The sequence below is a fragment of the Spirillospora sp. CA-142024 genome, assembly GCF_050942325.1.
Taxonomy (GTDB): domain Bacteria; phylum Actinomycetota; class Actinomycetes; order Streptosporangiales; family Streptosporangiaceae; genus Spirillospora.
Genome location: NZ_CP192077.1, coordinates 441,489 through 456,514, shown reverse-complemented (window position 1 = coordinate 456,514; position 15,026 = coordinate 441,489). Strand labels below are relative to the sequence as shown.

Annotated in this window: 15 protein-coding genes and 1 riboswitch; of the genes, 10 read left to right on the top strand and 5 right to left on the bottom strand. The window is 70.7% G+C overall.

Annotated features, from left to right (window positions below):
- Positions 1–67: 67 nt before the first annotated feature.
- A complete protein-coding gene (locus ACQPZP_RS02345; RefSeq protein WP_433475963.1) occupies positions 68–1,519 on the bottom strand; it encodes a hypothetical protein in 1,452 nt (483 codons plus the stop codon).
- A gap of 542 nt (positions 1,520–2,061) precedes the next feature.
- On the opposite strand from ACQPZP_RS02345, the gene ACQPZP_RS02340 reads away from it, so the two are divergent.
- Positions 2,062–2,883, top strand: coding sequence for a phosphatase PAP2 family protein (locus ACQPZP_RS02340; protein WP_433475962.1), 822 nt, complete (start codon positions 2,062–2,064; stop codon positions 2,881–2,883).
- A 43-nt stretch (positions 2,884–2,926) separates the two neighbouring features.
- On the opposite strand, the gene ACQPZP_RS02335 is transcribed toward ACQPZP_RS02340, so the two are convergent.
- Positions 2,927–4,141, bottom strand: coding sequence for an MFS transporter (locus ACQPZP_RS02335; protein ID WP_433475961.1), 1,215 nt, complete (start codon positions 4,139–4,141; stop codon positions 2,927–2,929).
- Between the two features lie 82 nt (positions 4,142–4,223).
- On the opposite strand from ACQPZP_RS02335, the gene ACQPZP_RS02330 reads away from it, so the two are divergent.
- Positions 4,224–4,775, top strand: coding sequence for a CGNR zinc finger domain-containing protein (locus ACQPZP_RS02330; protein ID WP_433475960.1), 552 nt, complete (start codon positions 4,224–4,226; stop codon positions 4,773–4,775).
- A 118-nt stretch (positions 4,776–4,893) separates the two neighbouring features.
- On the opposite strand, the gene ACQPZP_RS02325 is transcribed toward ACQPZP_RS02330, so the two are convergent.
- Positions 4,894–6,729: an acyl-CoA dehydrogenase gene (locus ACQPZP_RS02325; protein ID WP_433475959.1), complete on the bottom strand. Its 1,836-nt coding sequence runs from the start codon at positions 6,727–6,729 to the stop codon at positions 4,894–4,896.
- A gap of 309 nt (positions 6,730–7,038) precedes the next feature.
- On the opposite strand from ACQPZP_RS02325, the gene ACQPZP_RS02320 reads away from it, so the two are divergent.
- The 6 genes from ACQPZP_RS02320 to ACQPZP_RS02295 all read left to right on the top strand — a co-directional run bounded on the left by ACQPZP_RS02320 (position 7,039) and on the right by ACQPZP_RS02295 (position 12,302).
- On the top strand, positions 7,039–8,376 hold the full coding sequence (locus tag ACQPZP_RS02320) for a UDP-glucose dehydrogenase family protein (RefSeq protein ID WP_433475958.1): 1,338 nt from the start codon (positions 7,039–7,041) through the stop codon (positions 8,374–8,376).
- 36 nt (positions 8,377–8,412) lie between these two features.
- Positions 8,413–8,475, top strand: a riboswitch (guanidine-III (ykkC-III) riboswitch).
- Between the two features lie 33 nt (positions 8,476–8,508).
- Positions 8,509–8,832, top strand: a complete 324-nt coding sequence (locus ACQPZP_RS02315) for a DMT family transporter (protein ID WP_433466020.1) — start codon at positions 8,509–8,511, stop codon at positions 8,830–8,832.
- A 103-nt stretch (positions 8,833–8,935) separates the two neighbouring features.
- Positions 8,936–9,721, top strand: coding sequence for a sporulation protein (locus ACQPZP_RS02310; RefSeq protein ID WP_433466019.1), 786 nt, complete (start codon positions 8,936–8,938; stop codon positions 9,719–9,721).
- 67 nt (positions 9,722–9,788) lie between these two features.
- Complete coding sequence (locus tag ACQPZP_RS02305; RefSeq protein ID WP_433475957.1) at positions 9,789–11,246, top strand: hypothetical protein; 1,458 nt, start codon at positions 9,789–9,791, stop codon at positions 11,244–11,246.
- 53 nt (positions 11,247–11,299) lie between these two features.
- Positions 11,300–12,046, top strand: a complete 747-nt coding sequence (locus tag ACQPZP_RS02300; RefSeq protein WP_433475956.1) for an SDR family oxidoreductase — start codon at positions 11,300–11,302, stop codon at positions 12,044–12,046.
- A 34-nt stretch (positions 12,047–12,080) separates the two neighbouring features.
- Complete coding sequence (locus ACQPZP_RS02295; protein WP_433475955.1) at positions 12,081–12,302, top strand: hypothetical protein; 222 nt, start codon at positions 12,081–12,083, stop codon at positions 12,300–12,302.
- A 56-nt stretch (positions 12,303–12,358) separates the two neighbouring features.
- Here ACQPZP_RS02295 and ACQPZP_RS02290 read toward each other — a convergent pair whose 3' ends face one another.
- Positions 12,359–12,997: a rhomboid family intramembrane serine protease gene (locus ACQPZP_RS02290; RefSeq protein ID WP_433475954.1), complete on the bottom strand. Its 639-nt coding sequence runs from the start codon at positions 12,995–12,997 to the stop codon at positions 12,359–12,361.
- A gap of 89 nt (positions 12,998–13,086) precedes the next feature.
- Between ACQPZP_RS02290 and ACQPZP_RS02285 the strand changes: the two genes are divergently transcribed.
- Positions 13,087–14,016 (top strand): NADPH:quinone oxidoreductase family protein, encoded by a 930-nt coding sequence (locus tag ACQPZP_RS02285; protein ID WP_433475953.1) that lies wholly within the window; start codon positions 13,087–13,089, stop codon positions 14,014–14,016.
- Between the two features lie 12 nt (positions 14,017–14,028).
- Here the strand turns inward: ACQPZP_RS02285 and ACQPZP_RS02280 are convergent, their stop codons facing one another.
- Positions 14,029–14,358, bottom strand: a complete 330-nt coding sequence (locus ACQPZP_RS02280; RefSeq protein WP_433466013.1) for a WhiB family transcriptional regulator — start codon at positions 14,356–14,358, stop codon at positions 14,029–14,031.
- 145 nt (positions 14,359–14,503) lie between these two features.
- On the opposite strand from ACQPZP_RS02280, the gene ACQPZP_RS02275 reads away from it, so the two are divergent.
- Positions 14,504–14,959, top strand: a complete 456-nt coding sequence (locus tag ACQPZP_RS02275) for an N-acetyltransferase family protein (protein ID WP_433469886.1) — start codon at positions 14,504–14,506, stop codon at positions 14,957–14,959.
- The last annotated feature ends 67 nt before the right edge of the window (positions 14,960–15,026 follow it).

Here is a 15,026-nt window from a genome sequence, read left to right as displayed (position 1 = left end):
CGGACGATCCGATGCCGTGTTCTTTAACTATCCGTTCGGATCGCCCGTCACACGTCGGAGGCGCGGCCTACGAAACGGGAACCTTGTCGACCTTGCCGAAAGGACCGGCGTTGAACGCGACGGACGTGGCCCCGCCGGGCGGTGCGGGCAGGTAGACGAAGCCCCGTACGGGCTGGCCGACCGTGGTGCGGAAGACGGCCCGTCCAGGATCGAGGTAGTTGCTGGGACTGCCCGGCGTCGCGGGGCCGACGCGGACGGCGCGGTAGACGTCCTTCTTGTCCGGCACCTGGATGGAGAACGAGCCGAACACGCCTCCCGGGTAGCCGGTGTCCGGGTAGGACGCGTCCGGCGGCGTGGTTCCGGGCCCTTCGTTCACGATGTCGAACACGGCGACGACGTAGGCGCCGTCCCGGTAGAAGGGCTTGACCTCCAGGCGCCGCTTGTCCTTGCCGAAGGTCGCGGTGCGGGTCGCCACCGTCTTCCCGTCCTGCGCGCGGAAGGCGGCCGCCGAGGTGGCACTTTGCTCGGCGCTCTTGAGCCGGTAGGTGAGGTCGACGCCGTTGCCGCCCTGCTTGCCGGTCGCCGAATAGGTGAAGGCGTCGCCGAGCCGCGACTTCATCTCCTTCTGGACGGCCTCGGCGCGCTCACCGGACAGCTTCTGGTCACCGGCGTGCCCGTCGATCGTCAGCGTGCCCGTGGCGGTCGTCTTGATCCGCTGAGCCGCGCCGTCCAGGACGGCCTTCGCCCCGCTCGACAGCTTCGCCGTGTTGGTCTCGAACAACGCGTCGCCGCCCAACGCGACCGTCGTGCCCGCATCGCTGGACTCGACCTTCCCGATCTCCGCCTCGACGATGCCGTACAGGTCCACGGGATTCCCACCCGGCGTCGTGGACGGTGTCGTGGAGGACGTCGTGGGCGGTGTCGTCGACGGCGAGGTCGGGGCGAGCGGCCTTGCGGCCATGAACGGCTCCGCCCCGAACCCGGGAGACGACGACGGCGGGCTCGACGGTGCGGACAACGTCGGAGTGGAGGAGGACGTCGCGTTCGTCACGGGAATGCCGGTGAATTCACCGGCCGTGCCCGGGGTGATCGCGGTGACCTTCTGGACGTCCGAGGGGATCGGCGGGTACTCGGCGGCCATCTCCCGCGTCGCGCCGGGCGTGAAGGCCGCGCCGCTCGTCGTCCCGGTCGGCTTGTAGAGCCGGCGTCCCACCGGATCGACCAGCGCGATCTCGAACGGGACCGACTTCGCCGACGAGTCCATGGATGTCACGCTGTAGCGCAGCACCGACTTGGAGCCCTGCCGCTCGACGCTTCTGATGTCCAGACGCGCGTGCAGGCCGTCCGCGCTCCCGAACCAGCCCTCCTTCGAGTACGCGCTCCGGACCTGGTCGGCGGGACCGGGGCCGCCGCCCGCCGTGACCGTCGGCGGGGCGACGCTCTCCGCCTTGCCGGCATCGGCGCACCCGGCGGCCAGCAGCACTCCGGCGAGGGCGACGGCAAGAGGCAAAGGGCGCATCGGCCATCCGGTCGAATGGAACGGGCGAGGGACGCGGCTGATAGTAGTCAAAACGCGACACCCCCCGCCATAACCCGCACCCATGCACCGAACGCGCGGGGCTCTGGAAGGGACGGCCGTGGTTTCGGAACGGGCATCCGGCCTCCTGACCAACGAAGCGTGCAATTCTCCAGCAATCACGCTTATGTGGACGGGCGATATGACCGGGCGTCAGGCCGCGCGTCAGCGGGAACATCCCTGCAGAACACAAGAAGAACGCAATGGCCGCAGTGCGGTCGTCTTACGGACTCAACCGATCGGGTCCGGCATTCTCTGGGGGCGTGGATGTGTGGCCGTGCCGCACGGGAGGCGGTGATCAGCCGCCGGTGCGCGCCGCCGGGCGGACGGCGTACACGGTCGGCCGTTGAGCGGCTCGCACAGGTATCGCCGGGCCGTTCGGAGTGAGAGAAGGCTGAACCGTTCGCGCCCGAACCAAACGCCCCGAGAGGCGACGCACCGGTCGTGACACCGGCGTCCGTCGACTGCGCCGCAAGCGGCCGTGGTTGATCGGCGAGTTGGTGATCGCCTACGTGCTACTCGAGGTCTACCGCGATGTCCGAAAGCTGGCCGACACCCGGTACGGGGCGGCGCTCGCCCATGGCCGGGACGTCTTGGGCGTGGAAGACCGCCTCGGCCTGGACGTGGAACTCGGCGTCAACCGATGGCTGACCAGGCATCATGATCTGTCGCAGGTGTCCGTCTGGATCTACCAGCACATGCACACCAACCTCACCATGATCATCTTGCTGCTCTGCTACCTCACCGGCCCGGACGTCTACAGGCCCGCACGCAACGCCCTCGTCCTGACGAACCTGGCCGGGCTGGTGGTGTTCTTCGTCCTGCCGGTGATGCCGCCGCGCCTGCTCCCGGGTGAGGGGTTCGTCGACTCCGTGGCCGGTGCCGGGTTCGGTACCACCCACAGCCCACCGCTGCCCGCCAATCAGTATGCGGCCATGCCGTCCCTGCACATGGCATGGGCCTTATGGGTGGCGCTGGTCATCATGGCGCTGCTGCGGCGCTATCGCGTGCGATGGGTCGCCGTACTGCATCCGGTCACCACCGCTGTCGTCGTGGTCGTGACCGCCAACCACTATGTCCTGGACGTAGTGGCCGGGGCTGCGGTGGCCATGGCGGCACTGTCGGCGACCGGCCTGGTCTGGGCCGGCAGCGGCACACCGTACGCCGGCGGCCAGTTGATCGCCCGCAAGAGACCCGCCCCGGTGCCGGACGCCGACACCGCGGGGGGCGGGGGGCCGTATGCACCGGCCGGCAACGACCCCGTCAAGCCCGGACCGGCGAGAAGCCGCGGAGAAAGCCCCTCCTGAAGCCCGCCCCGTAACAGCGGACGATCACCGCCTCGTCCAAGAACTACCGGTACTCGGTGAACCTTCGCGCGTCCGTGGCGGACCAGGCGAGTAGCGCGAGCAGCGGGAGCGCGCCGCCGACGACGCTGACCGCGCCCCAGCCGCCGGAGTGGTAGGCGAACGCGCCGAGCTGCGAGCCGATCGCGCCGCCCAGGAAGATCGTGGCGAGGTAGGCGCTGTTGATGCGGGCCCGTGCCTCCGGGGCGAGCGCGTAGACGGTGTGCTGGCCGAGGATGAACGAGCTCTGCACCGCCATGTCGACGAGCACGGCCGCGACGGCGAGGAGCAGGACGTGGTCACGACCGAGCCCGCCCACGACGAACGCCAGCACGCCCGCGCCGTAGGCGACCGCCGTCATCGGCAGCGTGAGGCCGCGGTCGGCCCAGCGTCCGGCCGCCGGGGCGATCACCGCGCCGCCCGCGCCGACCAGCGCGAAGACGCCGACGCCCAGCTCCGAGTAGTGGAACGGCGCGCCGGTCAGCACGTAGGACACGGTGGTCCAGTACGCGGAGAACGCGCCGAACATCGCGGCCTGGAACAGTGCGCGGCGCCGTAGCGGCGCGTGGACCCGGAGGAGCCGGGCCGTGGAACGCAGCAGCCGCCCGTACGGCTCGTTCGTCGTCGGGGCGCGCGACGGAAGGGCCGACCGCAGCGTCACCGCGAGAACGGCCATGAACACGGCGGAGGCGAGATAGACGACGCGCCATCCGGCCACCTCGGCGATCAGGCTGCCCACGGTGCGCGACAGCAGGATCCCGGCGAGCAGCCCGCTCATCACCTGGCCGACGACGCGGCCGCGTCGGTGGTCGGGTGCGAGGTTGGCGGCGAAAGGCACCAGGATCTGCGCCACCACCGACATCGCGCCGATGACCAGCGCGGCGGCGAGCAGCACCGGGAAGTACGCCGCCGTCCCGGCCACGACCAGCGCGGCCGTCACGACGCCCAGCATCACCGAGACCAGGCGGCGGGTCTCGAACCGGTCGCCGAGCGGGACCAGCAGCACCATTCCGGCCGCGTAGCCGATCTGGGTGACGGTGACCAGGCTCCCTGCTGCGACGTCGCCGACGTGGAACGCGTCGCGCAGGGCGGCCAGCAGGGGCTGGGCGTAGTAGAGGTTCGCGACGGTCAGCCCGCAGGCGACCGCCAGGAGCAGGACGATCCGGCCCGGCGGAGCCTGCCGGGCCTCGGTCGCCGTCTCGGATTGCGCGTCGACGGGCACGAACACCTCTCGGAATCAGGAACCGGTTTAACTGGTGCTCGGAAGGTACCAGTTAAACCGGTTCCTTGGTTAGGGTGGGGGTATGGCCACACGCTTCCGCCAGGGGGCCGGGCGCCTCAGCCTGGACTTCGTCAGGACGTTCCGCTTCCGGGGTACGGACCACCCCGTCGAGGAGCTGCCCGATCTGGCGGCGGTGGCCGCCTGGATCGACCAGTGCGTCCCGCACGCTGAAGGCCCCGCGGGCGCGACCGGCGCCGCCGAGGCCCGCGCCGCGCGCGAGGCGATCCACGAGCTGATCATCGCGGCGTGGCGCGGCGATGCGATCTCCGCCGCCGCCCGGGACCTGGTCAACGGCGCCGCCGCCCGGCCCGTGCCCGTACCGCGGATGGACGCCGACGGCGTGCGGTGGCACGCCGGCGACCTCGTCTCGGCCGCCCTCGCGCTCCTAGCCCGCGACGCGCTGGAGCTGGTCGCCTCGCCGCACCTCGCGCGCCTCCGCGAATGCGCCGGAACCGGCTGCTCGGCTCTGTTCCTCGATCTGTCTCGGCCGGGCACGCGGCGTTGGTGCTCCATGGACCAGTGCGGCAACCGCGCCAAGAAGGAGACCCTGCGCCGCCGTGACGGACGGCCCTGAGCCGCGCCGCCGGCGCAGCCCGTACGTCCGCGTCGCCGTGGCCGTCCGCCGGACAGCGCTGTAGCCCTGCCCAGACTGGGCAGGGCTACAGCGCTGCTTGCTTTGGTGTCCGGAGGGCTTAGAACGCCTCTTCGGGGAGTTCCATGACGTCCAGGTTGGTGGCCTCGGTGATGGCGCGGTCGGACGCGAGGCGCGGCAGGACGGTCTGGCAGAAGAACTGCGCGGCCGCGACCTTGCCGGTGTAGAACGCCTTGTCGGAGTCGGACACGCCACCGCCGCCGAGCGCGTTCAGGGCGACCTCGGCCTGGCGGCACAGCAGCCAGGCGACGATGAGGTCGCCGAGGCCCAGCAGCAGGCGGGACGAGTTGAGCCCGATCTTGTAGAGCTCCTTCGGGTTCTCCATCGAGCCGAGCGCCCACCCGACCATCGGGTCGAGGATGCCCTGCACGTCGTCGAGGGCCCGGCCGAGCATGGCCCGCTCGTTCTTCAGCCGGCCGTTGCCGGCCTCGGACTCGGCGAACGCCCTGATCTCCCCGGCCAGCACCTTCAGCGCCTCGCCGTTGTCGCGAAGGATCTTGCGGAAGAACAGGTCCTGGCCCTGGATCGCGGTGGTGCCCTCGTACAGGGTGTCGATCTTGGAGTCGCGGATGTACTGCTCGATCGGGTAGTCCTGCAGGAACCCGGACCCGCCGAGGGTCTGCAGGGACTCCGCGCCGAGAAGGGCGTACGCCCGCTCGGAGCCGAAGCCCTTCACGATCGGCAGCAGCAGGTCGTTGACCTTCTCGGCCTGCTCGTCCTTGCGGCCCTCGTGCTCGGCGATCTGCACGGCGTCCTGGTAGGACGCGGCGAGCAGCACGAGCGCGCGCATGCCCTCGGCGTACGCCTTCTGCGTCATGAGGCTGCGCCGGACGTCCGGGTGGTGGGTGATCGTGACGCGCGGAGCGGACTTGTCCGTCATCTGCGTCATGTCGGCACCCTGCACGCGCTCCTTCGCGTACTCCAGCGCGTTCAGGTAGCCCGTGGACAGGGTGGCGATGGCCTTGGTGCCGACCATCATCCGGGCGTACTCGATGACGAGGAACATCTGCCGGATGCCCTGGTGCACGTCGCCGACCAGGTAGCCGACGGCCGGCTGCTTCTCGCCGAAGGTCAGCTCGCAGGTCGTGGAGACCTTGAGGCCCATCTTCTTCTCGACGTTGGTCACGTAGGCGCCGTTGCGCTCGCCCAGCTCGCCGGTCTCCAGGTCCACCAGGTACTTGGGGACGAGGAACATCGACAGGCCCTTGGTGCCGGGGCCTGCGCCCTCGGGGCGGGCAAGCACCAGGTGGAAGATGTTCTCGGCCATGTCGTGCTCGGCCGAGGTGATGAAGCGCTTGACGCCCTCGATGTGCCAGGTGCCGTCCGGCTGCTCGACGGCCTTGGCGCGTCCGGCGCCGACGTCGGAGCCCGCGTCCGGCTCGGTCAGCACCATCGTGGCGCCCCACTGCCGCTCCAGGGCCAGCTCGGCGAACCTCTTCTGCTCGGGCGTGCCGATGTGCCAAAGGATCTGGGCGAAGCCGGGACCGGAGGCGAACATGTAGACGGCCGGGTTGGCCCCCAGTACCTGCTCGGCGACGGCCCAGGTGAGGGAGCGCGGGGCGCCGCTGCCGCCGAACTCGGGAGCGAGGTCGAGGCGGTACCACTCGGCGTCCATCCACGCCTTGAACGACTTCTTGAAGCTCTCCGGCATCTCGACCGTTCCGGCGGCCGGGTCGAACGCCGGCGGGTGCCGGTCGGCGTCCTCGAAGGAGTCGGCGAGCGGGCCCTCGGCCAGCCGGTTCACCTCGTCGAGGACGCTGCGCACGGTGTCCTCGTCCAGCTCGGCGTACGGGCCGCTGCCGAGGAGGTCCTGGCGCCTGAACACCTCGAAGAGGTTGAACTCCAGGTCCCGGAGGTTGCTCTTGTAGTGCCCCATTCGAGACTCCGTCTGATCCGGCGGCGCCGGCGGCCCCGCTTAATACTGGTCGGTAACTCACCATCATGCTACCCGCTGGTAACCCGTGACAACCACCCGAATCAGCCGGATCCAGGCGATGCAGGCCACACCGATACCACGCCCGGGCGCCCTGGGTGAGCCAGGTCACCGACCACGAACGGGCGCAGCCTGGGCCACACGCCGCCGACCGGCGCCTTTGTCCCACGCGGCACACCCGCCTACACGCACCCCACCCGTGGTGGCAAGATCGAGCAGGCGCGAAAACACCGGTGTACGAAGGAGGTGCGCATGAAGCAGGTGGACGCGGAGGCCCCGAGGCTCACCGTCATCGGGACCGGCTACCTCGGCGCCACGCACGCGATCTGCATGGCCGTGCTCGGTTACGAGGTCGTCGGTGTGGACGTCGACCGGCGCAAGATCGACCGGCTGGCGTCCGGCGAGGTCCCGATCTTCGAGCCCGGGCTGCCGGAGCTGCTCACGAAGGCGCTCGACTCCGGCCGGCTCCGGTTCACCACCTCGTTCGCGGAGGCCGGCGAGTTCGGCGACGTCCATTTCCTGTGCGTGGGGACGCCCCAGCAGGCCGGGTCGGACGCCGCCGACCTCAGCTACATCGACGCCGCCGTCCGCTCCCTCGCGCCGCATCTGCGCCGCCGCTCCCTCGTCGTCGGCAAGTCCACGGTGCCGGTCGGGACGGCCGCGCGCCTCACCGGTCTCGTCCAGGAGCTGGCGCCCGCGGGAACCGACGTCGAGCTCGCGTGGAACCCGGAGTTCCTCCGCGAGGGCTTCGCCGTGGACGACACCATGCGTCCCGACCGGCTGGTGTTCGGCGTCTCGTCCGACTGGGCGGACGAGCGGCTCCGCGCGGCGTTCAAGCCCGTCCTCGACCTCGGCACCCCGGTGGTCCGGACGGACCTCGCCACCGCCGAGCTCGTCAAGGTCGCCGCCAACTCGTTCCTCGCCACCAAGATCTCCTACATCAACGCCATGGCCGAGGTCTGCGAGGCAGTCGGCGCCGACGTCAAGGACCTCGCCGACTCCCTGGCGCTGGACGACCGGATCGGCGGCAAGTTCCTGCGCCCGGGCCTCGGCTTCGGCGGCGGCTGCCTGCCCAAGGACATCCGGGCGTTCGCGCACCGCGCCGAGGAGATCGGCGTCGGCCAGGCCGTGTCGTTCCTGCGCCACGTGGACGACATCAACCGGCGCCGCCGCGCCCGCACCGTCGACCTCGTCCGGGAACTGCTCGGCGGCGACTTCGCCGGGAAGCGCATCGCCGCGTGGGGCGCGGCGTTCAAGCCCAACTCCGACGACATCCGGGACGCGCCCGCGCTGGACGTCGCGCGCACCATGCACGGGCTGGGCGGGGACGTCCGCGTCTACGACCCGGCCGCACTGGACAACGCCCGCCGGGCGTTCCCCGAGCTGCGTTACGGCGACAGCGCGTTCGACGTGGCGAGGGACGCCGACGTCGTCGTCCTGCTGACCGAGTGGTCCGACTTCCGCGAGGTCGACCCGGAGGCGCTGGCCCGCGTCGTCGGGCACAAACGCGTCGTGGACGGACGCCACGCCCTCGACGCCGCGCAATGGCGCCGAGCGGGCTGGGAGTACCGCGCCCTCGGCCGCTCCTGACGGGGGAACATCCCGCGGTGCGGGGCCGTTGTCGCGGGTGAGGGCCACTGGTCCTCCCGGACGAGGTGCGTCGTACCCGGCAGGCGAAGACGACGCGTGACAGTCGTCGTCTCGTGTACCGGGAGCGGAACCATGGCCTGGATCCTCGTCATCGTCGCCGGCCTGTTCGAGGTCGCGATGGCCTTGTGCCTCAAGGGCAGCAAGGGATTCACCGAGCCGCTGCCGTCGGTGGGCTTTCTCGTCTTCGCCGTGACCGGTTTCGGCCTGCTCAGCCTCGCGCTCAAGAACCTCGACGTCGGCACCGCCTACGCCGTCTGGGTCGGCATCGGGGCTGTGGGAACGGCCGCGCTCGGCATGCTCGTCATGGGTGACCAGGTCTCCGCCCTCAAGATCACCGCACTGGCGTTCATCGTCGCCGGGGTCGTCGGCCTGAACCTGGCCGGGGGCGGCCACTGACGTCGGCGTTCGCAGGTCACCGAGGTCTCGCGGAACGTAGTCTCCCGTGACAGCGTCTATGGGAGAGAGCGCGGGGAGTCGCTCGGACACGGGAGGACGGACCTTGGTCTTCAAGAAGTTGCGTCAGGCGATGGGCATCGGCGGGCCCTCGATCGAGACGATCCTGCACGACCCGAACACCACGCCGGGCGGCGTCGTCACCGGCGAGATCACCATCATCGGCGGCCAGTTCAACTCCGACATCAAGTCGGTGAACCTCGCTCTGCGCACCAGGGTCGAGGTCGAGTCGGGCGACAACGAGTACAACTCCAACCTGGAGTACGCCAAGATGCCCGTCGCCGGCGGATTCAGCCTCCAGGAGGGTGCGCGGCACAGCGTCCCGTTCCAGCTGCCGATCCCGTGGGAGGCGCCGCTCACCCACATGTACGGGCGCCCGCTGCACGGCACGACGGTCGGGGTCGCGACGGAACTGGAGGTCGCGGGCGCGCTCGACCCGGGCGACCTCGACCCGATCGCCGTCCACCCGCTGCCCGCGCAGGAGCGCATCCTCGCGGCGTTCTCCAACCTCGGCTTCCAGTTCCGCAACGCCGACTGCGAGAAGGGCCGGATATGGGGCGTCCACCAGGAGCTGCCCTTCTACCAGGAGATCGAGTTCTACCCTCCCGGACAGTACGCGCGCGGCATCAAGCAGCTTGAGGTGACGTTCGTGTCCTACCCGCAGTCGATGGAGGTCGTGCTGGAGCTCGACAAGCGCGGCGGGGTCTTCACCGAGGGGCACGATGCGTTCAGCCGCTTCACCGTCGACTACGCGAGCGTCGAGCACACCGACTGGGAGCGGCAGCTCGACGGCTTCCTGCAGGACGCCGGCCGCCGCCGGGGCTTCTTCTAAGCCCCGAGCCCGGAATCCCCTCCGCGATGTTGATCGCGGAGGGGATTTCCGCGTAGAAAGAGGTTCCGTGCCCCAGCCCCCCGGCCTGAACGACGCGGAACGACGCCTCTGGAACGCGTTTCCCACCGGCGCGACCGTCGTCCTGGGCGAGGACCGTCCCGCCGGCCCGCTCCCCGAACGCATCGTCCGCGCCGAGATCATCACGCGGCTGCTGCTCGGGGCGGGCGAGTCCCGTACCGGCGCGGTCGCGGCCGTCCGGCTGCGCGGCGCCTACGTCACGGGAAAGCTGGACGTCTCGGGCGGCGTGGTCGAGCACGAGCTGCTCCTGTCGGACTGCCGACTCGTGGACGAACCCGACTTCTCCAACGCCGAGACACGGCAGCTGCGGCTCGCCGCATGCCGGATGCCCGGCTTCGACGGCGGCGGGCTGCGCGCCGACGGCTACCTCAGCCTGTCGGACTCGGAGATCGAGGGCGAGATCCGGCTGCCGAGGGCGCAGCTCAGCGGCGGCCTGCGGATGAACCGGACGCGCGTCACCGCGTCCGCGCCGGACAAGTGGGCGGTGTTCGGCGGCGGCCTCGTCGTGGACGTCGGCGCGTTCATCCGGGACGCGGAGATCACCGGCGGGGTGCGGTTCGTCGGGGCCCGCATGAACGGCGGGCTGTTCATGGAGCGCACCACGCTGTCCAATCCGGGCCGCATCGCGCTGGACGCGCAGAACATGGTCGTCGAGGACGCCGCCGAGTTCAGCAACGGCTTCAAGGCGTTCGGCACCGTCCGGCTGCGCAGTGCCCGCTTCAACGGCATCCTGTCGTTCTCCCGTGGGCATCTCGACGCCACCGAACCGGCGCGGATGGCGCTGCACGCCAGCCACATCCAGGCGGACGAACTGATCCTTTGGCCGGAGGAGAAGATTCGGGGCCGGGTGATGCTGTCGTACTCCCGGATCGACATGGTCATGGACCATCCGTCCATCTGGCCGGACGAGCTGCTCCTCAATGGCCTGACCTACCAGACGCTGCGCGGCGGCGAGTTCAAGGACCGGCTCAGCTGGGTGGCGCGGGACAAGGAGTTCCATCTCCAGCCGTACGAGCAGCTCGCGGCCTGGTACCACAGCATCGGCCACGACGACCTGGCCCGGAAGGTGCAGCTGGCCAAGCTGCGCGCGCGCCGCCGCCGGCTCAACCCGGTCGGGCGGGCCTGGAACCACCTGCTCGACTGGACGGTCGGGTTCGGCTACCGGCCCTGGCTGGCGTTCGCGTGGTTCGCCGCCCTGCTGGCCGTCGGGACGACGGTGTTCTCGATCGAGCAGCCCCGCCCGGTCAAGCCCGGCAACGAACTGCCCTCGTTCCACGCGCTGATCTACACGCTCGACCTGCTGATCCCGCTCGACACGTTCGGGCAGCAGCTCTCGTACGACGCGGTGAACTGGTCGCGCTGGGTGGCGTACGGTCTCGTCACGACGGGCTGGGTGCTGGCCACCGCACTGATCGCGGGCGTCACGCGCGTCCTGCGTCCGAACTAAGGCGCCGCCCCGGGCGTCCATCCGGGGTAGGGGATCGACGAGAATGGGGCCTCATGGGCACGTATCTGATCACGGGGGCGACGGGCGGCATCGGCACGGCGGTGGCCGAGCTGCTGCGCGAGCGGGGCCATGACCTCGTCCTCACCGGCCGCTCCCCCGAACGCCTCGACAAGCTCGCCGCGACGCTGCGCGGCGGCGCGAACGCCGCCACCCAGGTCATCAACCCGGGCGCGGTCGCCTCGCCGCCGCGGGCGGCGTCCATCTCCACGATCCCGCTGGATCTGACGAAGCCGCGCCGCATCGAGGCGGCCCTCGCGATGGCGGGGATCCCCGCGCGGCTGGACGGCATCGTCCACGCGGCGGGCATGGTCCATCTGGGGCCGGTCGCCGGCACGGAGGCCGACGAGTGGATGGAGCACCTGTCGGTCAACCTGGTGTCGGCGGCGGAGATGACCCGTCTGCTACTGCCCGCGCTGCGCGCCGCCGGAGGCCACGTCGTCTTCGTCAACTCCACCGCCGGCCTGCGCGCCAACCCCGAATGGTCGGCGTACGCGGCGAGCAAGTTCGGCCTGCGCGCCCTGGCCGACTCGCTGCGCGCGGAGGAGCCGTCCCTGCGCGTCACGACCGTCTACCCAGGACGGACGGCGACGGAGATGCAGCGCAGTGTCCGCGCCCAGGAAGGCCACCCCTACGCCGAGGACGACTTCGCCGCCCCAGGAACCGTCGCGCGTGTCCTGGTCGCCGCGCTGGAGACGCCTCGGGACGCCGTGATCTCGGACGTCACCGTCCGGCCGAGCTGACGGCGTCTCCCGCTTCCTCCTTTCCGCAGGCCCCGTGGCCCGCGCTCTCGGCGTGATGGTGGCGAGGCGCCGCCTCGCCGACGTGCCCGGCAGGACGACCGCCCGGCTGCTCGCCGCCGGAACAGGGGTCCTGTGGGTCGCTGTGACGGTGGCCGGGGATCCTCTCGGTTCCGTCCGTATCGGGGATTACTGGCTCAACGTCGCCATCGGCGTCGCCTGCTGCTTCGGCGGCTTCCTCGCCGCCCGCCGCCGGTGACGTCCACCACCCCGCAAGGGTCCGCCGGCCGACCGCCGGCGGACCCTTCTACTGGTTCAGGCCCCGGGCTGTTGTGGCGCGCCGGCCGCCCGTCGTCCGGGCGAGGCGGTGTCCCGACGCAGGAACCATGAGGCGAGGAGGCCGCCGAGCAGGCCGAACAGGTGGCCCTGCCAGGAGATCCGGGGGTCGCTCGGGATGACGCCGAGCAGCATCGTCCCGTAGACGGCGACGACGGCGACCGCGATCGCGATGTCGACCAGCCGCCGCTCGAAGATGCCGCGTCCCACCAGGTAGCCGAAGAACCCGAAGATCAGGATGCTGGAGCCGAGCGTGTTGGCGGAGCTGAGGAACCACACCCCGAGGCCGCCGACCACGATGATGATCAGGCTGGCGGCCAGGAACTTCGCGATCCCCCGCGCCGCCGCGACGAACCCGAGGACGAGGAACGGGATCGTGTTGGCCATCAGGTGCCCGAAGCCGGCGTGCAGGAACGGCGCCGTGAAGATGTCCGGAAGATCGCTCACGTCCCTGGGCTGGATCCCGAACCGGTCGAGCCACCCGTCGGTCGTGTAGTCGAACGCCTCCAGCACCCACATGACGGCGGTCACGGAGAGGATCAGCACGGCCGACGACAGCGCGCGGGCGCCGTGCTTGGCGAGTCCTTCGGAACGCTGCCGGTCGGGGGTATAGCTCATGTCAGCCACCGTATGTCTGGACGTCCCTGCGTGGTCAACGAGCGGGACGACCGGAAGGTGCCACGGGGCCTTTCCGGCATAGTGGGCGGATGCGCGCTGCGATCTGCGAAGAGCTCGGTTCGGTCGTCGTCAGGGAGGCCGAGCCTCCCGTCCCCGGGCCTGGCCAGGTCCTCGTCACCGTGCGGGCGGCGGGGGTCAATTTCGTGGACGCCCTGTTCGTCCAGGGGCGGTACCAGATCAAGCCGCCGCTTCCGTTCGTTCCGGGGAGCGAGGTCGCGGGGACGCTGCCGGCCGGCGAACGCGTCCTCGTGATGTGCGGGCTGGGCGGCTTCGCCTCCCAGGTGGCGGTGCCCGCGGCGTCGGCCGTCCCGATCCCGGACGAGCTGGACTTCCCGCGGGCCGCGACCTTCACGCAGAGCTACAGCACGGCTCTGTTCGCCCTGCGCGACCGCGCGGGGGTCCGGCCGGGCGAGACGGTGCTCGTGCTCGGCGCCGGCGGCGGCGTGGGCCTGGCGGCGATCCAGGTGGCGAGGACTCTGGGCGCCCGGGTCCTGGCGGTCGCGTCGACAGACGCCAAGCAGGAGGCCGCTCGGGCGGCGGGCGCCGAAGCGACGCTGAACAGCGGCGAGGACGTCAAAACGGCCGCCCGCACGTGGTCGGACGGCGGCGTGGACGTGGTCTACGACCCGGTCGGAGGCGCACTCGCCGGCCCCGCCCTGCGCGCGCTGCGCGAACGGGGCCGCTACGTCGTGATCGGTTTCGCATCGGGGGACATCCCGTCCCTGCCGCTCAACCAGGTGCTGCTGCGCAACCGGACGATCGTGGGCGTCGACTGGGGAGCCTGGTCGATGACGAACCCGCGGGACCAGCGCGTCCTCCTGGACGAGCTTCTCGGCATGGTCGCCAAGGGAGACCTGACACCGGTGGCGCCCCGGACGGAACCCCTGTCATCCGCGGCCCGGGTCATGGACGACCTGCTGAGCCGCCGGGTGGTGGGCAAGGTGGCCCTGCTCCCTTGAGCGGAGCGTTCCCTAGGCGGCCGACGCGTGCTCCGACTCGGAGGCGTCGCCGCGCACCACGATGACGGGCAGCGGCCGGCGCGCGGGGGCGTCGGCGGTCCGGCGAAGGTAGCGGCGCTCCTCCGGGGTCGTCCCGCCCCAGATGCCCTCCGGCTCGCCCACCCTGAGCGCCCACGCGAGGCAGTCGGCCTTCACCGGGCAGTTGGAGCAGATCTCCTTGGCCGCGTCCTGCTGCGCCCGGAGCACGGGCGCGGAGTAGCCGATCGGGAAGAACAGGTCGGGATCGGCACCGCGGCAGATGGCGTGGTCGGTCCAGTGTTCCTCGTTCTCGTTGTTGTGCATTGGTTCTCCCTGCGCGGCGACGAGACCACCGTGCGGTGGGGGTGGTCTCCACTCAGCGTAGTACTACAACCCGTAGTACTACAAGGCATACGAATTTCGCAAGGTAGCGCCCCGATAACCTGGGAGTGTGCAGAGTGATCAAGAAGTGACCTTCCGCGAGGCGACGGTGGACGATCTGCCCCAGATCGTCCGACTTCTCGCCGACGATCCCCTGGGAGCGACCCGCGAAACACCCGCCGGGGACGAGATCCCGGAGGCCTACTTCACCGCTTTCGCCGCGATCGCCAAGGACCCCAACAACACCCTGGTCGTCGCGGAGGTCGCCGGCCGGGTCGCCGGCACCCTCCAGCTGACCTTCATCCCCGGTCTCACCTACACCGGCGGAGAGCGCGCCCAGATCGAGGGGGTCCGCATCGCCGCCGAGCAGCGCGGCGCGGGTCTCGGCCAGCAGATGATCACCTGGGCCATCGAGCGGGCCCGCGAGCGGGGCTGCCGCGTCGTCCAGCTCACCACCGACCGCCAGCGCCCGGACGCGATCCGCTTCTACCAGAAGATCGGCTTCCGCCCGTCCCACATGGGCATGAAGTACCACCTCACCTGAGCGCCCTCCCCGGCGGCCCGTACCGTGCGGGCAGCGGTGTCCGCGACGTGTGCACGGTAAGCGTCAC